At 35.5% G+C, this 23,895-nt stretch carries 16 protein-coding genes; 1 reads left to right on the top strand and 15 read right to left on the bottom strand.

The window, feature by feature from the left end; all coding sequences use genetic code 11:
* Positions 1 to 8: 8 nt before the first annotated feature.
* The 13 genes from AC4FQ3_RS19355 to AC4FQ3_RS19295 form a co-directional block, all read right to left on the bottom strand.
* Positions 9 to 3,101: a SusC/RagA family TonB-linked outer membrane protein gene (locus tag AC4FQ3_RS19355; protein WP_491182936.1), complete on the bottom strand. Its 3,093-nt coding sequence runs from the start codon at positions 3,099 to 3,101 to the stop codon at positions 9 to 11.
* A 537-nt stretch (positions 3,102 to 3,638) separates the two neighbouring features.
* Positions 3,639 to 4,295: a fructose-6-phosphate aldolase gene (fsa, locus tag AC4FQ3_RS19350; protein WP_042562838.1), complete on the bottom strand. Its 657-nt coding sequence runs from the start codon at positions 4,293 to 4,295 to the stop codon at positions 3,639 to 3,641.
* Positions 4,296 to 4,427: 132 nt separating this feature from the next.
* Positions 4,428 to 5,753: a xylose isomerase gene (gene xylA / locus AC4FQ3_RS19345; protein ID WP_491182935.1), complete on the bottom strand. Its 1,326-nt coding sequence runs from the start codon at positions 5,751 to 5,753 to the stop codon at positions 4,428 to 4,430.
* Positions 5,754 to 5,757: 4 nt separating this feature from the next.
* Positions 5,758 to 7,242 (bottom strand): xylulokinase, encoded by a 1,485-nt coding sequence (locus AC4FQ3_RS19340; RefSeq protein ID WP_491182934.1) that lies wholly within the window; start codon positions 7,240 to 7,242, stop codon positions 5,758 to 5,760.
* 3 nt (positions 7,243 to 7,245) lie between these two features.
* Positions 7,246 to 8,256, bottom strand: coding sequence for a GntR family transcriptional regulator (locus AC4FQ3_RS19335; protein WP_491182933.1), 1,011 nt, complete (start codon positions 8,254 to 8,256; stop codon positions 7,246 to 7,248).
* A 461-nt stretch (positions 8,257 to 8,717) separates the two neighbouring features.
* On the bottom strand, positions 8,718 to 9,425 hold the full coding sequence (locus AC4FQ3_RS19330; RefSeq protein WP_491182932.1) for an NUDIX hydrolase: 708 nt from the start codon (positions 9,423 to 9,425) through the stop codon (positions 8,718 to 8,720).
* 36 nt (positions 9,426 to 9,461) lie between these two features.
* Positions 9,462 to 10,496, bottom strand: a complete 1,035-nt coding sequence (locus AC4FQ3_RS19325; RefSeq protein WP_491182931.1) for a glycoside hydrolase family 43 protein — start codon at positions 10,494 to 10,496, stop codon at positions 9,462 to 9,464.
* 24 nt (positions 10,497 to 10,520) lie between these two features.
* Positions 10,521 to 11,954, bottom strand: a complete 1,434-nt coding sequence (locus tag AC4FQ3_RS19320; RefSeq protein ID WP_491182930.1) for an MFS transporter — start codon at positions 11,952 to 11,954, stop codon at positions 10,521 to 10,523.
* 280 nt (positions 11,955 to 12,234) lie between these two features.
* A complete protein-coding gene (locus AC4FQ3_RS19315; protein WP_491182929.1) occupies positions 12,235 to 13,350 on the bottom strand; it encodes an endo-1,4-beta-xylanase in 1,116 nt (371 codons plus the stop codon).
* Positions 13,351 to 13,467: 117 nt separating this feature from the next.
* Positions 13,468 to 14,637, bottom strand: a complete 1,170-nt coding sequence (uxuA, locus tag AC4FQ3_RS19310; RefSeq protein WP_491182995.1) for a mannonate dehydratase — start codon at positions 14,635 to 14,637, stop codon at positions 13,468 to 13,470.
* Between the two features lie 113 nt (positions 14,638 to 14,750).
* Entirely contained in the window at positions 14,751 to 15,488 is a 738-nt protein-coding gene (locus tag AC4FQ3_RS19305) for an SDR family NAD(P)-dependent oxidoreductase (RefSeq protein WP_491182928.1), read from the bottom strand.
* Between the two features lie 17 nt (positions 15,489 to 15,505).
* Positions 15,506 to 17,668: an alpha-glucuronidase family glycosyl hydrolase gene (locus AC4FQ3_RS19300; protein WP_491182927.1), complete on the bottom strand. Its 2,163-nt coding sequence runs from the start codon at positions 17,666 to 17,668 to the stop codon at positions 15,506 to 15,508.
* Positions 17,669 to 17,969: 301 nt separating this feature from the next.
* Positions 17,970 to 19,001 (bottom strand): LacI family DNA-binding transcriptional regulator, encoded by a 1,032-nt coding sequence (locus tag AC4FQ3_RS19295; protein WP_042562888.1) that lies wholly within the window; start codon positions 18,999 to 19,001, stop codon positions 17,970 to 17,972.
* Positions 19,002 to 19,234: 233 nt separating this feature from the next.
* Between AC4FQ3_RS19295 and AC4FQ3_RS19290 the strand changes: the two genes are divergently transcribed.
* On the top strand, positions 19,235 to 21,862 hold the full coding sequence (locus AC4FQ3_RS19290) for a beta-glucosidase (protein WP_491182926.1): 2,628 nt from the start codon (positions 19,235 to 19,237) through the stop codon (positions 21,860 to 21,862).
* A 139-nt stretch (positions 21,863 to 22,001) separates the two neighbouring features.
* On the opposite strand, the gene AC4FQ3_RS19285 is transcribed toward AC4FQ3_RS19290, so the two are convergent.
* Entirely contained in the window at positions 22,002 to 22,676 is a 675-nt protein-coding gene (locus AC4FQ3_RS19285; RefSeq protein ID WP_491182925.1) for a 3-keto-disaccharide hydrolase, read from the bottom strand.
* A 247-nt stretch (positions 22,677 to 22,923) separates the two neighbouring features.
* A complete protein-coding gene (locus AC4FQ3_RS19280) occupies positions 22,924 to 23,754 on the bottom strand; it encodes a M57 family metalloprotease (protein WP_042562891.1) in 831 nt (276 codons plus the stop codon).
* Between the last annotated feature and the right edge of the window lie 141 nt (positions 23,755 to 23,895).

The raw sequence follows: 23,895 nt of genomic DNA, 5'->3' as shown, positions 1-23,895 counted from the left end.
GTTCTTGATTAAAATGTGAAATTAAGTCCGAATAAAAAGTTTCTGGTTGAAGGTGTATTTGTTCCAATAACCGTAAATCTACGTTGGTAAGTACCTGTTACGGCCTGATTTTCATCTCCAAAAGAATTTGTTTCAGGATCCATTCCTGATTTTCTATTGTAAGGAGAGAAAAGTACAAACGGATTTTGCGCTGTAAAATAAAGTCTCAGCTTCTGAATACCTAAGCTTCTCATAAATTCCTGATCTAAAGTATATCCAAGAGTTAATGCTCTGATTTTTACGTATGATGCATCAAAATATCCCATCGTAGAAATGTATTTTGGGTTATCACCACTTCTAATCCCTCTTGGATTTGGATATTCAGCATCTCTGTTATCCGGAGTCCAATAATCTACATCAACATTACTTCTTCTTCCGTTAAGTAAATTCAGGTAACTGTTTCCTCCGTAAAGTGTACTGATTAAAACACCACCGCTTTTAAAAGCTCCTACGGCAGAAAAATCAAAACCTTTATACGTTAAGTTCGTATTAAAACCTCCCTGAAAGTCCGGGTCTGTTTCTATAATTTGTCTGTCGCTTGTATTAATGGCACGCGTTGGTGAACCATCCGGATTAAAATCTCCTGTATATTTTACTTTAATAGATCCTACTACTGTTCCCTGAGCGTTGATACCGGTTGGTCCTGGCTCTAATATAGACATGTATGGATCGCCTTCCTGCCAGATTCCTACTTTTTCATAATCGTAAATAGAGTTGATATTATACCCTACAAACCATGAATTTGCCTCATCTCTTTGCGCTCCCGACGCAAGTTTAACCAACTTGTTTTCGTTGGCATAGAAATTAACCCCAACAGTCCAACTCAATCCTTTTGGATTATCAAGAATAACTCCGTTTAAGGCAATTTCATATCCTTTATTTTCAGTTTCACCTACGTTTGCCACATAACTGCTCACACCAGATGTTGCCGGAAGATTTACGCGTTGCAGCAAATCTTTTGTATTTGTTTTGTAATATTCGATAGTACCTGATAAACGATTATTAAGGAAAGCGAAATCCAGTCCGTAATTCCATGTTGTCGAATATTCCCATCCTAAATCCGGATTAGGTAGTGTTGTAACATATACACCTGTAGAATTTGTATTTCCAAAATTATAAGGTCTTGTACTTAAAGCCCCCAAAGTTTGATATGGATCTACTGCCTGATTAGAAGTTTCACCGTATCCTACACGTAATTTTACCAGATTAACCCATGAAAGATTTTTCATAAAAGATTCATTAGAAGCTGTCCATCCTGCAGAAACCGCCGGATACGTAACCCATTTATTTCCTTTTGATAAACGTGACGAACCGTCTGAACGAATTGTTCCCGAAATAAAATATTTATTATCATAAGAATACATCGCCCTTGCCATGTACGAACTTAAACCCCATTGTGTATAATCCTGATCTGCAGGGTTTATAACCGCTTCTTCTTCACTCTGACCCAAGTTGTAAAACTGAAATGCATCAGAAGTAATTCCGTTTCTGGCGATTCTTGAAGTATTTCCTGTAAATTGCTCGTTTGAATATAATCCCACAAAATTTACGGTATGCTTTTCAGCAAAAGTTTTGTCGTAAGAAATCAAATTTTCAATAAGCCATTGTGTTGATAAAGTGTTGCTTATCCATGCATTTGAAATCGTGGTTGGATTTACATCAAAAACACCTTGTCCTTCATAGTAACCGCCATTTGATAAGCGTAAATTCAATCCTGTATTCATACGGTATTTTAAACCCTCAACTCCCGGTATTTTTACTTCAGCAAAAATATTATTGTACGAACTAAATGCTCTTGTCTGGTTCACATAAGAATCGCCAAGATTATTAATGGATTCTCTGGTATAAACCCAGTTTTCATCGCCACCCATTCTCACCGTTCTTTTTAAAGATCCGTCCGGATTATATGGATTTGCTAAAGGAGAGGTTCCTAAAACAGTACCTGTACCAATGTTATCTCCGTTGGTAACAGAGTAATTGCTATTGGTATTAAATCCCATACGAAAAGAGCTTCCTAATTGCTGATCTAAACCTGCTCTTAAGCTAAAACGCTCGTATTTTTGACCCGGTAAAACAGATTCTTCTTTATAATATCCTAAACCTGCATTATAAGCTCCGTTCTCACTACCTCCTGAAACACTTACATCATGACTAATCATTTCGCCAGCTCCGTAAAGTGAATCCTGCCAGTCTGTATTGGTGCTTCTTGATTCATCAATACCGTCTGTATATAAAGTGGAGTAATCGCGAAGTGCTCCAAATTTAGCAGCATCCATCATATCATATTTCCCAAAAACCTGCTTGATACCACTAAATCCATTGTAATTAAAAGTAGCTTTTTGATTTTTACGTCCTTTATTACTTGTAATTAATATAACCCCGTTTGCTCCACGTGAACCGTAAATGGCTGTAGCAGAAGCATCTTTTAAAACATCTACAGATTTTATATCAACGGGATTTATATCGCCGATTGAACCTGCAAACGGAACTCCGTCTAAAACAATTAATGGATCATTGCTCCCCGTTAAAGATCTTGTTCCGCGTATGCGTATCTGCATTGCTGCTCCCGGTTTGGTCGAAGTTTGAGTTAAGTCAACACCGGCAAGTCTTCCTTGTAAAGCCTGGGTTACGTTGGCAGAAGCAACTTGATTTAATTCACCGCCTCCAATAGAAGCTACAGATCCCGTTACAGCTTCTTTCCTTTGCGTTCCGTACCCGATAACAACTACTTCTTTTAATTGAGCAGAATCTTCTTCAAGACTTACATTAATTTTGCTTTGTCCGTTTACAGCTACTTCTTTGTTTCTTAAACCTATAAAACTGAAAACAAGAATACCATTGGATGGGACATCGATAGTATAAGTACCGTCAAAACCAGTACTTACACCAGTTTTAGTTCCTTTTAAATTTACATTAGCCCCCGGAATTGGACCATTTGCATCTGATACGATTCCGGTAACTTTTGTCTGCGCACTCGAATGGAGTGAAAACGCAAACATTAAGATCAAAAAACAAAAACATTTTAGATGCTTTGCTTTACTTGTAACAAAAGAGTTAGTCATAAAAATTGATTTAGATAGTTAAAATTTGATTGGTTTAGTTAATAAGTGTACTTATAACAAATATAAAGAAAAGCAATTAATACACAATCGGTTGTTTGTTATTTTTTTAAATAATTTATAAAAAAAGACACTTTAAAAAACATTCTAAGTAATTTTAAGACTAAAACAGTGTGTAATATTCATTATTAGAATTATTTTTGCTGCTAATTTTGACAATATTGCTACATAATTTCCATTTAGTTAAAAAAAACATAAAAAATAAAAAAAGTAAAAACGAGCCTGTCTTTACTTAAAAATAAGTGTTTTTTAAAGTAAAAATATTGTTAAAAAACAAAAACAAAGGAGTGTAGATTGGTGTATTTACTCTTAATCATTAATTATTTAGCTTCAAAAAGAAATCAAAACAACAAAAGAGGCAATCGGTTGTTATAAAATTAAAAAAAGCTCCTTTCGAATTAAATTCAAAAGGAGCTTTTCTAAAAATTGAAATTCAGTAAAATCAGTAAAAATTGACGTACTAAACTGGCAGTAAGAATATTATAATTTCATTTTTTTAGCGTCTTCAATAAATTGGTTCAATCCAATATCTGTTAAAGGATGTTTAAGTAATCCTTTAATAGCAGAAAGCGGACCCGTCATAACATCCGATCCTACTTTTGCACAATTTACAATATGCATTGTATGTCTGATCGAAGCCGAGAGAATCTGAGTTTTGTATTCATAGTTATCATAAATTTCTCGTATCTCTTCAATTAAATGCATTCCGTCTGTAGAAATATCATCTAGCCTTCCTAAAAACGGAGAAACATAGGTAGCGCCTGCTTTTGCTGCCAGTAACGCCTGTCCCGCAGAAAACACTAAAGTAACATTGGTTTTGATTCCTTTTGATGAAAAATACTTGCATGCTTTTACGCCATCGCCTATCATTGGTAACTTAACCACAATTTGCGGATGAAGTTTGGCAAGTTCCTCACCTTCTCTTACCATTCCGTCAAAATCTGTCGAAACAACTTCTGCAGAAACATCGCCATCTACAATATTGCAAATGTCCAGGTAATGTTTTAAAATATTATCTTTTCCTGTAATTCCTTCTTTCGCCATCAACGAAGGATTTGTCGTTACACCATCCAGAACGCCCATTTCCTGCGCTTCTTTGATGTCTTGTAAATTGGCTGTGTCAATAAAAAATTTCATTTTTTTTGGTTTTAATTTGGTTAGTTATTGCGTACATCTTTGTCAAAGTTTTAAACTTTGACAAAGATTATACACAAAATAGTTATCAAAATAGTTATTTCAGTTTTTAACCCTCTACAACTATCACTTTAATTATATATATTGATTGATAATGTTTTCAAACAATTCTTGTTTACCGCTTTGCAATGACAATTCACCATTTTGGTTCGCGATGTCATACAAATCTTTAAGGTTTAATTTTCCATCAGCAAAATCTTTTCCTTTTCCAGAATCGAAAGAGCTATATCTTTCTTTTCGTAATTTTTCGTATGGAGAAGAAGTAATAATTTTGTCTGCAGTTAATAAAGCTCTTGCAAAAGTATCGGCACCACCAATGTGAGCTAAGAAAACATCTTCAAGATCAGTAGAATTTCTTCTGATTTTGGCATCGAAGTTTACACCACCGCCTTGTAATCCGCCAGCTTTTAAGAAAACAAGCATCGCTTCAGTCGTTTCCTGAATGTTGTTTGGAAATTGATCTGTATCCCAGCCATTTTGGTAATCACCTCTATTAGCATCAATACTTCCTAACATTCCTGCTTTTGCAGCCACTTCCAATTCATGTTGAAAAGTATGTTGTGCCAAAGTTGCGTGGTTTACTTCAATGTTGATTTTGAAATCTTTATCTAAACCATATTCTTTTAAAAATCCTATCGCTGTAGCCGAATCAAAATCGTATTGGTGTTTTGATGGCTCCATAGGTTTTGGCTCTATAAAGAAAGTTCCTTTAAAACCTTGTGATCTTGCATAATCTCTTGACATCGTTAAAAACTGTGCCATATGGTCTAATTCTCTTCCCATATCCGTATTCAAAAGAGACATATAACCTTCTCTTCCGCCCCAGAATACGTAGTTTTCTCCGTCTAAAGCAATTGTTGCGTCAAGCGCTAATTTTACTTGTCCGCCTGCTCTTGCCACTACATTAAAGTCTGGATTTGTAGCTGCTCCGTTCATAAATCTTGGATTTGAGAAACAGTTTGAAGTTCCCCAAAGCAATTTAATTCCTGATTCTGCTTTTTTCTGTTTTAAATATTCTGTAATCGTTGCCAAACGTTTTTCTGATTCTGCAAAAGTTGGTCCTTCAGCAATCAAATCATAATCGTGAAAACAGAAATAATCAAATCCCATTTTACTGATAAATTCAAACGCAGCATCCGCTTTATCTTTTGCCGCCTGAATTGGATCTGATGATTGATCCCACGCAAATTTCTGCGTTCCCGGTCCAAACGGGTCACTTCCTTGTCCGCAGAACGTGTGCCAGTACGCAATCGCAAATCTAAAGTGCTCGCGCATTGTTTTTCCCGCCACAACCTGTTCCGGATTGTAATATTTAAATGCTAACGGATTATCAGATTCCTTGCCTTCAAATTTTATCTGGCCTATGCCTTTGTAATATTCTTTATTGCCTAAAACTACCATTTCTTTATTTTTTATGTGTTAATATTAATTCTAATTCCTGTTTCCATTTTGCATAAGCCTTTGCATACGGTTCTGCATTTTTTAGTGGTAAAAAGGTCATTACGTGATCGTTGGTTGTAATGCTCGAACCAAATTTATTGTAATCACCATCTTTTAAACCCACTGCTCTCGCCGCTCCTACTGCGCCGGTTGTATTGTAAATTTCAATTTCGTGCCCGATTAAAGTTGCTACAGTATTCGAAAAAATCTCCGAACGGAACAAATTATCATTTCCGGCTCTAATTACATTTATCGTCGCATTATCATCCTTTAAACATTCCATTCCGTACACGAATGAAAAAGCAATTCCTTCAAGAGAAGCTCTGAACAAATGTGCGCTATTGTGAATATTCAAGTTGAGATTTAAAAAGTGTGTTCCGATGTTTTTATTGTTGAACATACGCTCTGCGCCATTTCCAAACGGAATCACGACAACGCCATCAGAACCAACATCAATTTTTGAAGCTTTTCGGTTCATCGATTCGTAGGTTTCGTCGCCCATATTATTACGAAGCCAGCGATACTGAATTCCGGCTCCGTTTATGTTTAAAAGTTTTCCGACTCTTGGTGTTTTTTCTTCGTAATTAACATGCACAAAATTGTTTACACGTGTGCTTTTTCCCGAAGACATTTCGCTAACAGCATAAAAAACGCCCGAAGTTCCGCCCGTAGCAGCGACTTCTCCCGGATTCAAAACATTCAAAGCCAAGGCATTATTCGGCTGATCTCCCGCTCTGTAAACCACCGGAATCCCAACAGGAAGCCCAGCTTCTTTCGCTCCTTTTTCGTTTAAAATTCCCTGATTCGTGAAATTCTCTACAATATCCGGAGTTAATGATTGATCGATTCCGTAATAATCCAAAAGCCAGTTTGCTACTTTGTTTTCTTTATAATCCCAAAGCATTCCTTCAGACAAACCATTTTTTGTAGTGGTAATTTCTCCTGTAAGTTTCAAAGCAATATAATCGCCCGGAAGCATGTATTTGTAAATTTTGCTGTAGATTTCAGGTTCGTTTTCTTTGACCCATTTTAGTTTCGAAGCCGTAAAATTTCCCGGAGAATTCAATAAATGCTCCATACATTTTTGTTCTCCAATTTCGGCGAAAGCCTCATTACCAATTTCCACCGCACGGCTGTCGCACCAAATAATTGAGTTTCGAAGCGCATTTCCTTCTTTGTCCACAATAACCAATCCGTGCATTTGGTACGAAATACCAACGCCCGTAATTTTCGAAGCTTCGATATTCGCCTCACGAATGGCTCTTTTTGTGGCTGTACAAATGTGCTGCCACCAAATTTCCGGATCTTGCTCTGCCCAGTCAGAATGAAGGGCGACAATTTCCATTTCGTTTTGAGGTTCATTCAAAACGATTATTTTTTTCCCTGTTTCAGCTTCAACCAAAGCTACTTTTACAGACGAACTTCCAATATCATATCCTATATAATACATAACTTATAATGATTCTCTTAATATTAAATTTGTTGGTACATAACTCTGCATCACTTCATCATGCGTAATAAATGCGGCCGCTTTTGTTCCTATTTCCTTAAAATCAGTCGATACGACCGAAATTCCTTTGTATATAAATTTTTTCATTGGCGTTTCGTTATACGATAAAAAACCAACATCTTCTCCAGGCTCCAAATCCTTCTCTTTGCATTGTTCTAAAAAGTGACCTAAAATCCTGTCGCTTATGCTGATATACGCAATTCCTTTTTCGATATTAAACTTTTTGGCATCGGTAATAATTTCATTTTTAAAATTAAAATCGGTGCAAAATTTCTTAAAAAACTGTACGGTTTCTTTGGGATGATTTGTATAATCCGGATAAATAAAATGAATGCTTTTATACTTTTTAAACAAATCAACGGCTTCTTTCAATGAACTATAAAACGCTTTTCCAAAATCCTGAAAAACATAATTATTTTCTTTTTTCGAATGAATATTCCAATCAATCAAAAGCAATTTATCATTCGAAATAGCTGATAATGTTGGTGCTACTTCTTTATGATCAAAATTCATCACCACGTATTTATAATATTTCCCAACACTATTATTGATGATCGTTTTAAAAACATCTATATTATAATGATGAAACTGTACATCGGTAATCACATTATCCGGCAAATTATTGACAAACGAATGATACAAAACCTCTTTATACGCCTTAAATGTGTCTAAAACCAAAAGCACTTTTCTGGTTTCTCCCGAAACATAATAGCCTTTATTCGGCACAGAATCAATGACATTCTGATCTTTTAAAATTGAATATGCTTTAAAAACCGTATCTCTCGACAACTGATTTTCTTTACAAATCGCATTTACAGACGGAAGCAAATCTCCCTTTTGTAAAATATTCTCCGCAATAGCATTATTAATTCCGTTTACCAACTGCTGGTATTTCGGAACATCACTATCGTGATTGATAACAAATACAAATTTTTCCTGTTCGTCTTTTAGCATACTGTTCCGTTCTGTTCTGGTATGCTAAAGTAGTTTATTTGATCTTTATAAAAAATACTTTTTTACTGTAAATTGTTAACTTTTCAAAGCTCTTTAAAACTTAGCATTTATGAATGAAATCTCCACAATGTAAAAAGCTCCAGCGGAGCGCAATATTTATAGCTAAAAATTATCGCAATCATTTTAAAGCTCCATAGGAGCGATATTACGTACCTAGAGATGCCACCCCGCTGGGGTTTCATTACATTAAAACATCAATTCTATAAATATGACGTCCCGTTGGGACTATTCAAATTCTTATTGATATTCTCTAAATTATTATCTAAACAATAAAAATAATTTGGGCGTGTCCCTCCGGGTCGGGCTATCCGCTGCAAGTCCTCGCACTTCCTTCGTCAGGCTGTGGGCTTTCCGCTACTATCCCTCACGCAACCGTAATCAAGACCAGACAAAACACTTCCTTAAAAATTAAAATTTATTTCTCTCTGTGATAACAATTCCTGATTTTGCAAATTCAAACTGTAAAACCTTGCAGCTCTGTGCGAAACATCTTCTTCCTTTTCATTCGAGTCATGTACAATTCCTGTCTGCAATAACTTTCTTCTAAAATTTGATTTATTAATCTCGATTCCTAAAATTTCTTCATACAAATTGATAACCTGCAAAAGGGTAAATTTCTCCGGCAATAAATTAAAACCAACCGCGCTTTTGCAGATATTTTTGCGTAATTCTTTTAAGCTAAAATCTAATATTACTTTGTGTTTATCATTTAAACCGATAATTTCATTAATACCAATCCATTTAACATCTGCATTAAACAAATCATCTTTGCTGTTATCGCGTTTTACCAAAGCATAATATGCGATCGAAATATCTTCCTGCAACGAAGAGTCTGACTGATAACTAAATGCCTTTAATTGCTCTAAGAAAAATTGATCGCCGTTAATGTAATTTTTCAAAATATTATGGGCTGTACTCAAAATTGTTTCCCCTTTTTTGATGTAATCATTCGCCAGTCCCCACGTTATAACTCCTTCATTGTCTTGTTGTTTTACCAATAAAACTTTAAGACTGTTGTTTTCAAAATTGAATATGACACAATCAATTTCTATTTTGTTTGTAATATATTGTCTGGCGATTTTTCTAACATTTTCATCTCCCTTTTTCATAGAAAATAAAATTTAAACATATTACTTTTCTTTTCCTTAATCTCCTGATCTTCTGATGCCGTACGGATCTATTGTAATAATTGAACCATCTTCAAGATAATCAATTTTAGTTACTTTCATACTTCGCAAATGCGTTACGCCTTTTGATAAACTCGAATCGTGGTAAAACAAATACCAATCATCCTCAACTTTACAGATAGAATGGTGCGATGTCCAGCCCACAACCGGATTCAAAATGCGCCCCTGATACGTAAACGGCCCATACGGACTGTCTCCAATCGCGTAACAAATAAAATGCGTATCGCCTGTTGAATACGAAAAATAATATTTGTCGTTGTATTTATGCACCCAGGAAGCTTCAAAAAAACGTCGGTCGTTGTCTCCGGCTAATAAAATTTCTCCGTTTTCATCAAGGATTTTAATCTCTTTTGGTTCTTCTGCAAACTCTAACATATCGTCTGTAAGCAAAGCCACAATTGGTCCTAAAGCAGGTTCATTTCCAAGAGGTTCTTCCTGATCTAAATCGTAGGTATTGTTTCGGTATTTTTGAAGCTGTCCACCCCAAATTCCGCCAAAATAGATATAAAATTTTCCGTCTGTATCTTCAAAAACGGCAGGATCAATACTATAACTTCCTTTAATAGCTTCTGGTTCAGGCAAAAATGGTCCAACTGGTGAATCACTTATCGCCACGCCAATCTGAAAAATTCCGTTGGCACGTTTCGCCGGAAAATACAAGTAAAACTTTCCGTTTTTACAGGCAGCATCCGGTGCCCACATTTGTTTTTCGGCCCAGGCTACATCATCAACATGAAGCGCAACTCCGTTATCAACTGTTTCTGCATTAATGTTTTCCATCGAAAAAACATGGTAATCTTCCATTCCAAAATGGTCGCCATTATCGTTAAACGGAATCCCGGCATCAATATCATGCGACGGATAAATATAAATTTTACCATTAAAAACATGCGCCGACGGATCTGCGGTATAAATATGCGAAACCAAAGGCTGCGAAATGGCTTTTTTATTAATTTGCTCGAAATTAATTTGTTCAGTACTATCTTCAGGCATAGTCGTTTTTGTTTTATAAAATAATTAAGTTCTTCTTTCTTTTAAATCAGATTCAATCTGCATTTCCATATTTTTATCGATTTTATAGAAAAATAATAGCGCAACACCAATTAAAAAAGGTATCGCAGGAAAAATACTCACCAATAATTTGATTCCGTTTATAGCAATCGCGGTTTGACCCGAAGCATTTGGCACATAATCAAAAAAGCCTAAAAACGAAGTGGTTAAAGCCCCACCAATACTCAATCCGGCTTTTAAACCCACCATCATCGCCGAGAAAATAATAGCAGTTGCGCGACGGTTATTCAGCCATTCTGAATAATCGGCAACATCTGCAATCATCGCCCACAAAAGCGGAATCGTTATTCCGTAGAAAAATCCGTGCAGTATTTGTGAGAAAAACATAAAGCTGATGGCGTTTGCCGGAAAGAAATAAAATGCAATAATAAATAGGGTCGAAATGAATAAAAACAATCCGAAAATATTTCGTTTTCCGTATTTATCAGCCAGACTTTTAGATAAAGTTATTCCAACAATCATGAAGATAATTCCGCCCGCATTAAACAATCCGAAACCGGCAGAAACAGGATCACTTCCAAAATAATTCAATTTTAATGTAGATAAAACATCCAAAATAGGCTGGATGAAAATTGCTAACTGGTCTTTGTCTACATAATTTTCAAAATAATATACATAAGAACCGCCTTTCATTGCCAAAGTTATGAATACCAATGTAGTAAGACTTAGCATAATAACCCACGGTTTGTTTTTCATCAAATCGCTTAAATCTTCTTTGATGCTTGATTTTTGTTCCGGTTTTGGAATAATACGTTCTTTTGTAGTTAAAAATGTGATTAACAACATGATGGTTCCAATGATTGCCAAAACGGTCATTACCTTTTCGATACCAACGGCTTTGTCTCCATTTCCGGCACTTTTGATGATGCCCAACATAAAAACCTGAACGAAGAATTGCGCAAACATTACGGCCACAAAACGATACGCCGACATGCTGTTTCTTTCGCCCATATCGCCTGTAATAACACCGCTTAAAGCAGAATAAGGCAAATTATTACTCGCATAAAAAAGCAATAATAAAGTATAAGTAACAACGGCATAAATTACTTTTCCGTGGTAAGAGAAATTGGGCGTTGTAAAAGCCAGTAAGGCAATCGCACCAAGCGGAATTGCAGTTATCAAAATCCAGGGTCTGAATTTTCCCCATTTTGTGCGTGTTCTGTCTGCCAAAACACCAATAATCGGGTTGAAAACAAAAGCCGCAATTAAACCCACGACTAGCATAATTATAGAAGAATCTGTTGGCGATAAGCCGTAGATATCTGTATAAAAATAAGCGAGATACGTCATCAGGGTCTGGAAAACCAAATTTGCCGCGAGGTCACCTAAACTGTAGCCGATTTTTTCTTTAATGGATAATTTTTGTGAAATGTAATTCATTCTTGGTGTGGTTATTTTTTTAGTTAGTTGATTCCTGAAAAGGTATCTATTTTTTATCATTTCGAGAAACAAAAATAACATACAGAGAGCGACGCACTACATGACTACATTATATGATTTCTCGTTCCTCAAAATGATAAATTTCTTAAAACAATCGGTTGTGTAAAATTATATAAAAAAACAGAATTCGCAAGTGCGTATTTAATTATTTCATTAAATCAAACAAAATACGCATTCGGTTGTGTACTTCGCAAAAAAAAGTTTTTTTTACGAGAAAATTTTATTGTTTTATTTCTTTTAATTGGATTACGCTGTTGTACGCTTTTTTGGGCTTTAAGTCTCTATCAAATAACAATGGGTAATTTGTCCTACCTTTTATAGGCCAGTCGTTTAACCAGGATTGTCCATCGTGAACGCCCCAAAACGTAACGCGGCTAATTTTGTCTTTATGTTTTAAAAATAATTTAAAAATCGAAGCATAACGTTCCGCCAGTTTAACCTGCACAGAATCCGGAAGTGTTTTAGGATATGGATTCATTTTAGGATCTCCTTCAAATTTTTGGTTTACATCCGCACCGCTAAAATCCTTTGGATTTGGTAAAACCGAAATATCAAGTTCTGTAAAAGCAACCTTGATACCAAGGGCAGAATATTCTAAAATACTTTTTTCAATTTCTTCTAATGATGGATAACCCAATTTCCAATGTGCCTGAATCCCTACTCCATCAATTTTCCCTCCGCCTGCCTTGATTTTTTTAATTAAGGCAATATTTCCTGCTCTTTTTGCTGGTTCTTCATTATTATAATCATTGTAATACAAATCAACTTTAGGATCTGCAGCGGCAGCCAATTTAAAAGCGTCTACAAGATATTGCTCTCCAAGTTTGTCCAGAAAAATTGATTTTCTTAAAGTTCCGTCTTCGTTTAAAGCTTCATTTACTACATCCCACGAATCTATCCTGCCTTTGTACTTAGAAACAATTGTCGTGATATGATCTTTCATGAAAGCTTTCATTTCTATGCTGTCCTTAATTTTTTGCATCCATGGCGCCAACTGACTGTGCCAGATTAAAGTATGACCGTGAATAAACATTTTATTTTTTTCACCGTAAGCGATAAATTTATCCGTAAGAGCAAAGTCGTATTTGTCTTTTTGTGGATGAATAAACATCGATTTCATGATATTTTCTGCTGTAATCGCATTAAATTCTCTTTCGATTAAGGAATCTTCGCTAGCGTTTTTTTCTTCAATCTGATCGGCGCTCAGGGCAGTTCCAATATAAAAATCATTTTTATAGCTGTCTTTTAAAGAAACAACTTCTTTTTCTTTTTGTGCATTACAGCTGTTTAAAACTACAACAGACAAAAGCAGTAGAGAGCGGTTAAGTAATCTCATTTTATGTGGTTTTAGGGTTAGTAGTTAGTACTTAGTTGCTAGTACTTAGTTGTTTGTATTTCTTTATTCTATTTTCTAAACTCTTTCTTCTCAATTCTTACCTCCTTCAATCATGGCTTACGCCAATTCTTTGAGCTTATATGCAATACCCATTTCTAATCCTCTTAACTCAGCAAGACCTTTTAATCTTCCTGTTAAGGAATAGCCGGGATATGTTTCCTTGTCTTTATCCACTTCATGCAGAAACCCATGATCGGGACGCATGGGCAGACTTATTTTTGTGGAATTCATTAGCAGTAAAATTTTCTCGACTATCCTTTCCATTTTGGTATCACCGTTTAAATGTTCTGATTCTCTGAAAATAGTTTCGCTTTCGCGGAAGGTATTTCGAAGATGCAAAAAGTGAATCCTGTCTCCGAAATCATCGATAATTCTCTCCAGATTATTTTTCGGATCTGCTCCCAAAGAACCTGTACAAAAACACAATCCATTCGAATTAAAAGGAACGGCATTCAAAATGGCTTTAATATCTTCTTCGGTAGAAACAATTCTGGGCAATCCCAAAACCGAAAACGGCGGATCATCAGGATGAATGGCTAATTTAGCATCATGCATTTCAGCAACAGGAGTAACTTCTGATAAAAAATAAATCAGGTTTTCTCTTAGTTTTTGATTATCAATATTGGCATAATTATCTAATAAAGAGAGGATTTGTTCTGCTGTAAAATTGATTTTACTTCCCGGTAATCCCAATAAAACATTCTTAAAAAGTAAGGCTTTCTCATCTTCAGAAAGTTTATTCCCAAACTGTAATGCGTTTTCTTTTTCCTTATCGGAATAATCATTTTCGGCATTGGGTCTTTTTAGCAAAAAAACATCAAAATAAATAAAAGCTTCCTGATTGTATAAAAGTGCCTTGCTCCCATCTTTATTAATAAAATTGTGCTCTGTTCGAACCCAGTCCAAAATTGGCATGAAATTATACGTGATGATTTTAATACCGCAATCTGCTAAGTTTTTGATGCTTATTTTATAATTTTCAATGTATTGCAGATAATTTCCGGTCGCGCGTTTTATTTCTTCATGAACCGGCAAACTTTCAACAACTGCCCAATCTAAATTTGCGTTTCTTATAATTTGCTGTCTTTCTTTAATATCTTCAACCGTCCAGATCTCGCCAACGGGAATTTGATGCAAAGCGGTTACAATTCCGGTTGCTCCGGCTTGTTTTATATCTAATAAACTTACGCTGTCATTTGGTCCAAACCAACGCATTGTTTGCTGCATTTTTATCATATTGAGTATTTTTTTTAATCTCGCAAAGTCGCAGAGTTGCAAAGTTTTTTTTAAAAGCTTTATTTTAAATAACTTGGCGACTTTGCGAGCAATTTCATAGGTTCTTAAAACCCAATACTATTTCCACCATCAACAGGCAAAACAGTTCCGGTTGTGTATTTTGATTCGCTTAATGCCAAATAATAAACGGCATCTGCAATGTCTGATGGTTCTCCTAAAAAGCCCATTGGCGTTCTTCCCAAGACTTTATTTTTTCTTTCGGGATCATTATCAAGTGCTGCCGAAGACATTTTTGTTTTTATAAATCCCGGCGCGATGCAATTGACGCGAATACCAAACGGTGCCAATTCTACCGCCATGGCTCTGGTCATCGATTCGATTGCACCTTTACTTGCCGAATAGGCTATTACTTTTGGAATCCCATATTGCGATGCCATCGAACTGATATTAACGATGCTTCCGCCATTATTTTCTTTCATGTTTTTTACAACGGGCTTACTCACAGCAAAAACGCTCAAAAGATTGGTGTGAATTACAGATAGAAAATCTTCATCGGTAACATCTGTAAATTCTTTTTTCAGATTAATTCCGGCGTTGTTTACCAAAATATCAATTGGGCTTTCTTTGGTCAGTTTTTCAATCATTTCCGGAATTCCGCCCAAATCATTTAAATCATAAATAACCGGAATGGCATTTTCGCCAATTTCCTTACAGGCATCTTCTGTTTTTTCTTTTGATCTTCCAATTATATAGGTTTTAATGCCGTTATCGCATAATTTCTTTGCTGTTGCAAAACCCAAACCCGAATTTCCTCCGGTTACAATTGCTGTTTTTGTGCTCATATTTTTTAATTTGAATATTAATTTCCCGGTGCAAAAGGAAATTTTAATGATTTAAAATAGTCCAGAGACTGTGTTGGTTTTTCGACGCCTAAAGGTAATTCCTTTTTTGAATATTGTTGAAAATACAGCAGACACGCATCCCGCCACCATTTTGCTTCTTTGTGCTGAATTTCTAATAACATCTGCACTTCTTTAAAACGTTCATCATCAACATATTTCTGTGTTTTATTCCAGATATTTTGCATTGCTGCAACCTGATTTACGCCTTCCTGATATTTCAACGCCAAACCGTTCCATAGCGTTTGTCCGTTTTTCAATTTATAATCCCAGGAAACGTGATGAAACCATAACAAATTTTTTTCCGGACAAGTTTCGAGATTATCAAACATTTTCTCCACTTCGGGGGCGTATTGCGCTGTGGCGTTTGTTCCGGTTTTTGATCGGTCGAAACCAATTCCGTTTTTATCTGCTTTATGATAATAAACGGGATTCCATTCTGGTCGTGACAAGTTTGAAACCCACGGACCCGGACCGTAATGATGCCCCGTATCCATAATGTGATGCAAACCAAGCGGTGTCATATAATTTACAACAGCTTCGCGCGATTGCATCATCATTTGTTTAACTGGTTTTATGAAATTTTCATCGTTTGAAAATGTACATCGAAGCCACTCATCGGCAATGGTTTCTGAATCTAAATAAGGATTCCATGCCAGTCTTCCAAAGCCGTACCAATTTGCCTGCGCAAAAGGATGCCCAGTCCAGTTTAGATCATTTCCGATGTTGGAAACACCTGCAATTCCGGTCAGTTTTGTTTTGTTTAGAGATCCATCAATAACTTTGGCAACGGTTGTTCCTTTTCCTTTTTGATAGGTATCTGATTCTAAAACTTCCTGAAATAATTTTGGCAGAAAAACCAAATGCGTACTAAAACCCAGATATTCCTGTGTGATTTGAAATTCCATCATCAAAGGTGTTTTTGGCATCGCACCAAACATGGGATGAAAAGGTTCACGAGGCTGAAAATCAATCGCTCCGTTTTTTACCTGAACAATTACATTGTCTTTAAATTTTCCGTCGTAAGGCACAAATTCGGTATAAGCTTGTTTGGCTCTGTCGTTTGCATCATGTTCAGAATAGACAAAAGCACGCCACATAATGACACCTCCAAAAGGCGCAACGGCATCGGCCAGCATATTGGCTCCATCGACGTGATCTCTGTTATAATTTTGCGGTCCCGGTTGACCTTCTGAATTTGCTTTTACCAGAAATCCGCCAAAATCGGGAATTCTTTTATAAATTTCTTTGGCTTTATTTTTCCACCAATTAATGACTTGGGCATCTTTTGGATCGGCTGTTTTTAAACCTCCAATTTCGATTGGTGCTGAAAATCGTGCTGTTAAATACACTTTTATTCCGTACGGTCTGAAAACGTTGGCCAAAGCTTCTACTTTTTCTAAATATTGCGGTGTCAGGATTAAAGCATTTGCATTTACATTCGTCAAAACCGTTCCATTAATTCCGATTGAGGCATTTGCACGCGCGTAATCAATATAACGCTGATCGATAAAATCAGGCAGTTTTTGCCAGTTCCATAACGAAAATCCGGCGTAACCGCGCTCTACAGTTCGGTCAAGATTATCCCAGTGATTTAATATTCTGATGTTTGTTTTTGGTGCATCAGCAATATTTAAATTTTGAATAGACTTATTGGTTTGCATTAATCTTAGAAAACTATAAACACCATATAAAACGCCAACATCTGTTTTACCTGTAATGACAAGGTGGTTTTTATTTTTTATGGAAATAGATTTAATAATAAAACCTTCGTCATTTATTTGATCAAAATTCCCGATTTCCTTTTGAATTTCAGAAGTTAGAAATTCTTTTGAACTTATTATAATATTATGATCTCCCGAAATTGCTGATTTATTTTCAAATTTCTTTCCCAACATTTCATCCAAACCGGATTGCAGTTCTGTAAAGGCAATTTTTGCAGTTTCCGATTTTCCCAAAGCAACAATGTCCTGAATAGTAGAAAGATATTCTGTTTTTAAATTATCGTTATCAACTTTATTGTATTGCAGCCATAATTTGTAATCTTTTTGAGCTGATGAAGACCAGCAAACTACAAAAAACAGTAAAATAGATTTGAAAAAAGTTTTTTTAATATATGTCATTTTGCTTTTCTATCAATTTAAATTTAAAATGCAAATCAGTAATTCTATTCAAAATCATATTATTTAGCAAAAAAAGTGCTAAAAAAATATAGTTTTAGAAAAAATAAGCCATTTGCAATCGGTTGTGCTAAAATACAAAAATATGGGAATAAAAAAATAAAAATTGATTTTTTTAATTCTGATTAGCTTTTTAAAAATAGAAAATGAGATCCTTAGCAAGAAGAATTATGAAAGAATTCGACATAAAAAAACCCATCAATATTGAAATTAACAGGTTTATAAAATAGTAAAAAAAGAGAATCTAAATTCTCTTAGAAGATTCACGTATAAGGACTTGTGTATTTAAAAATGTAATTTCTTTAGCATCTTCTTCCTTAACCGATTTTAGATTTTTAATAATGAGTTCGGCTGCGGCTTTGCCCATTTTTTCGGCCGGATGCGTTATGGTAGAAATGTTTGGTTCAATAATTTTAGAGATTGGATCGTCGTTAAAACCAATTACTGCAAACTCTTCAGGTATTTTAATTCCACGCTTTTTTGCTGTCTGCACTGCACTTACGGCAAGAATATCCCCAGGCGCAAAAAGACCATCAGGACGGATTTTTAAATCAAATAATTGATTACAAGCTTTTACGCCGTCTTCATACGTCATTTCTTTCAGGTTTATAATCAGCTTTTCGTCAACAGGAAGTTCGTGCTCTATTAAAGCATCCATATATCCCCTTTTTCGCTCATTATAAAGTGTACCAAATTCTGATCCGGCAGTTAAATGCGCGATTCTTTTACAGCCTTGTTCAATGAGATGTTTTGTTGCTTTATAACCTGCGAGATAATTATTGATGACAACTCTGAAAGTATCATAATCTCTGGGAACCCTGTCTACAAATACAAGCGGAATGTTATTATTGGAAAATTGTTTAAAATGAGAAGTATCTTTTGTTTCCATCGCAAGCGAGCAAATAACACCGCTTACCCTATTGCTATATAGTGATTTAGCCAAATTAACCTCCATCTCGTAGGAATCATGCGACTGCATAATAAGAACTGAATATTCAGATTTTTGAGCTGTGATTTCGATACCACTAATTAAAGAGGATAAAAATGGTTGTGTTACTGTTGGAATTAAAATACCAATAGTTCTTGATTTATTCCCACGTAAACCTGCGGCCAAAGTGTTAGGTACAAAACCCATTTCCTTAGCTGTCTGCTTAACTTTTTTTATTGTCTTATCACTAATAGTATGATGATCTTTTAAAGCTCTTGAAATTGTTGATGTTGCAAGATTAAGCTTCTCTGCAATATCATATATCGTTACATGTCTGTGTTCTTCCATCATTAAAGTACTAAGATCGTAAATGTAATTATTTTAATGATACATTAATACATTCTGGAAGCATTTTGCATATTACAAGCACCTAATTGATTACCTGATATCATCTCATTTTTAAAAAAATGTCACAAAACATAATTTTTTTATTTTAAAAAAATGTCATTCCTTTACACAATCGGTTGTTTGAAAACTAATTATAATGCTGTATATTTAATACTCCAAAAACAAAAAAGCTTATGAGATCTCCAAAATTCAAATATTTATTTCTACTGTTTATAACTTCTTTTTGTTTCGCACAGGAAAAATCCGGAAAATTTCTTTTTCAGGATCCTAACCTGACGTTTGAAGAACGGGTAAATGATCTGGTAGGTCGCTTGACATTGGAAGAAAAAGTATCACAGATGCTAAATTCATCGCCGGCAATTCCCCGTTTGGGAATAATTGCTTACGACTGGTGGAACGAAACCTTACACGGCGTTGCAAGAACTCCTTTTAAGACAACGGTTTATCCTCAGGCAATAGCGATGGCGGCGACATTCGATAAAAATTCACTTTTTAAAATGGCCGATTATTCTGCTTTGGAAGGAAGAGCTATTTATAATAAAGCTTTAGAATCAAACAGAACCAACGAGCGTTATCTGGGACTTACCTATTGGACGCCCAATATTAATATTTTTCGCGATCCGCGTTGGGGACGCGGTCAGGAAACTTATGGCGAAGATCCCTATTTGACCAGCATTTTAGGTGATTCATTTGTAAAAGGACTTCAGGGTGATGATCCTAAATACTTAAAAGCAGCGGCTTGTGCCAAACATTATGCGGTACACAGCGGACCGGAATCATTGCGCCATACCTTTGATGTTGACGTGACGCCTTATGAACTTTGGGATACTTATCTGCCTGCTTTTCAAAAATTAATAACCGGTTCAAAAGTGGCGGGCGTAATGTGTGCTTATAATGCTTTTAGAACGCAGCCTTGTTGTGCCAGTGATATTTTGATGACTGATATTCTTCGTAACCAATGGAAATTTGATGGCTATGTAACCTCTGATTGCTGGGCAATTGATGACTTTTTCAAAAATCATAAAACGCATCCTGATGCCGAATCAGCTTCTGCAGATGCGGTTTTTCACGGTACTGATATTGACTGTGGTACCGATGCGTACAAAGCTTTGGTTCAGGCGGTAAAGAATGGAAAAATCAGTGAGAAACAAATTGATATTTCGGTTAAAAGGCTTTTTATGATCCGTTTCAGACTCGGAATGTTTGATCCTGTGGCAATGGTTAAATATGCACAGACGCCGGCTTCTGTTTTGGAAAGTCCTGAACATAGCCAGCATGCCTTAAAAATGGCCAGACAATCAATGGTTTTGTTACGCAATGAAAAGGATATATTGCCACTGAGTAAAAAGTTAAAAAAGATCGTAGTTCTTGGTCCCAATGCAGATAATGCTATCTCGATATTAGGTAATTACAACGGAACTCCGAGCAAATTGACAACGGTTTTAAATGGCATCAAAGAAAAACTGGGCAGTAGTACAGAAATTGTTTATGAACAGGCAATTAATTTTACCAATGACACTTTATTAGTATACCAGGATCTTAAAAATCAATACCATTACGAAAGAAAAGCAGGTTTTAAAGCGGAATATTTTGATAATGTTGATTTGTCAGGAAATCCTACCGAAATAAGAATTGAACCTGAAATTAATAACTTTTGGCAGGAAGGCGAAGTTGTGGTTAAAAACATTAAGGCAAATCATTTTTCTGCTCGTTACACCACAAACTTTACTGCAGACAAAGACGGTTCTATAACATTCGAACTCAGCGCTGATGATGGTTATCGTTTTTTAATTGATGGAAAAGAAGTCGTAAACGCCTGGAAAAAAAACAGATGGGGAGAAAAAACATTTCAATTAACTACCAAAAAAAATACAGTTTATAAGCTAGTTCTTGAATATTGGCAAGGAGAAGGAAAAGCAAACGTTGCCTTACGTACCGGAAACTTTGTAAAAACTGATTTTGCAAAATTAACTGACCGAAATAAAGATGCCGATGCATTTATTTTCGTTGGCGGAATATCACCTCAGCTTGAAGGTGAAGAAATGCCAGTTAATTTTCCGGGGTTCGCAGGCGGTGATCGTACCTCTATCCTACTTCCGGAAGTACAAACCCGACTAATGAAAGCACTAAAAACTTCAGGAAAACCAGTTGTTTTTGTGATGATGACCGGAAGTGCGATCGCGATTCCGTGGGAAGCAGAAAATATTCCGGCAGTACTGAATGCATGGTACGGTGGTCAGGCGACAGGAACTGCAGTCGCTGATATTCTGTTTGGAGATTATAATCCGGCGGGTAGACTGCCTGTTACTTTTTACAAGGGCGATTCAGACTTGCCAGCTTTTGTTGATTACAGCATGGATAATAAAACCTATCGTTATTTCAAGGGCACGCCGCTTTATGGTTTTGGATATGGCTTGAGCTATACTTCCTTTAAATATGATCCATTAACGATTCCTTCTAAAATAAAAAAGAATGAAACTGTTCCGGTCTCCGTAAAAATAACCAATACCGGAAAAATGGAGGGTGAAGAAGTTGCCCAATTGTATATCATCAATCAAAATGCAAACATAAAAACACCACTCAAAAGTCTAAAAGGATTTGAGCGTCTTAATTTAAAACCGGGCGAAAGCAAGACCATCACCTTTACCCTTTCTCCTGAGGATTTGTCTTATGTTACTGCCGAAGGGAATTTACAACAATATGAAGGTAAAGTTAAATTTGCCGTTGGCGGTGCTCAGCCAGATGAAAAAAATCAAATGAAAAGTAATATTGTGTCTCAAATTATTCAGATAGAAAAATAAGCAGACATAAAATATTATTGAATTAATCGAATCAAAGCGGTTCAATTTTTTACGTGCTTTTATAATTAGAATATTAAATACGGTTCCTTTGACATCCTATGGATCTTGAGGAGCCGTTTTTTTATCGATGCTGGACATCTTATTCTTTTATCATAATATTACGAAACCATACTTTATTTCCGTGATCCTGCAAAGCTATTTTTCCTTTTTTGAATGTGCCAAAACCCGACCATCCTGCAAATTTACTTCCCTCTATCAATTTATTAAAATTAGTATCCCAAAGTACCGTCTCAACTACTATAACCCCATTTAGAATTAGTGTTAGTTTTCCTTTTTTGCTTATCACTTCTGCAGTATTCCATTCTCCAACTTTTTTTACAGGTTCTGATTTACTTTGAATTAAATCGTATAAATCTCCCGCTCGGTGTTTAGTGATTTTTCCGTCGGGATGACCGTCATTATCTAAAACCTGCATTTCGAGACCTGTACTGTATGTGTTTTGATATTTTGAAGGATCTTCATTAACATAAAAAATAATACCGCTGTTACCGTTTGGCGCTATTTTCCAATCTAATTTCAAATGAAAGTCTCCAAATTCAGCATCTGTCACTAAATCTCCTCCTTGTCCATTTGCGGCTGTATCAGTATCAAAATGCAAGACTCCATCTTCAACTTTCCATCCGGCTCCTGCCGAATTTTTACCATAAGAATGCCAGCCTTTTGTGGTTTTCCCATCAAAAAGCGGTTTAAAACCTTTCTGTGCATGAATCTGTAAAAAAGACAAAATCAATACTGCAATTATAACTTTTTTCATTTTGTTTAAATTATTTATTTGTGCTAAAAACGGTTTTCTGAAGTTCTTCCTGAGATTTTCCTTTCGTTTCAGGCACTATAAAAATAACAAGTTTCAGGAGAAATTAGAAAATTGAATAACTAAAAGAAACTTTATATTATTAATTAAAAATAATACAAAATGAGGAAATGCATCCAATAAAAATAGAGGCTGCTTCACAATTGTGAAACAGCCTCTTATATTTTGTAAGAGAACTCTAATTCAACTTCTAGTATAAATAATTAAGAGCTGTAACGTCGTTAGAATTGAAAGCCCCTGTTACGCTTGAACTGAAACATGCTAACATGTAAGAAGTAGAATCGTATCCTGAAGGTGTTCCAGGAATTTGAATTGCTCCAACGCCAGCTGTTCCCTCGTTTGAATTTTGTCCACAACTTTGACGGCTGAACCAGTCTGTATGACGTAAACCAATACAGTGTCCGATTTCGTGTGCAGCTACGTGTGCGTTTACATTTGTTGAATAAGTATCTAATCCAGAATATAATGTAACTGAATTATAAGGATTCCCTCCTGAAGGGAAACCTGCTACTCCACCGGCAGATCCGGTTTGTCTTCTTACAACAATGTTTGCCCCTGAAGTACTTGAACTAAAGGTTAGTGTAAAGTTTATTGATAATCCTAAGTTATTGTATCTGTTGATTGCCGCTTGCAATCCATTCCGCATATTTGTTGACAGCGCTGATGTACCAGTCCCTGTTAACCCAACAACTCTAATTGTTCTTGGAGCAGATACTAAATTAGTAGTACGATACTGTTCTGTGGTAATACCACCATGAAGATCCATTTTGTTTAATTGATCTTGTGTAATGATAATATCTCCTTCTATAAGGAACGCATCCTCGGTAGTACCATCTAATTTAGTATTCTTAATCACCTGAACATCTGATGTATTTAATGAAAGTGAACTAATTTTATTTAACACCTCTGGTGTTACTTTAAGGGATCCTTGATTAGATTGAACTTGCTCATCTTCTTTGTTACAAGAAAACAGCGTTAGCGCTATAAATGACAAGGCTACAATTGATTTAATTTTTTTCATAATAAGTTTTTTGGTTTGTTAAATTAAGTTGATAAATAGGGGTTCTTTTACAAAATATTGTAATACTTATTACCAAATTTATATAATTTTTAATCTTAAAATACTTATAAAACAATAATTTAACAAAATTAACACTTTTTG

This window comes from Flavobacterium sp. AK-345, assembly GCF_058310175.1.
The sequence above is the reverse complement of the archived record's forward strand: the minus strand, read 5'-3'. Positions and strand labels throughout refer to the sequence as shown.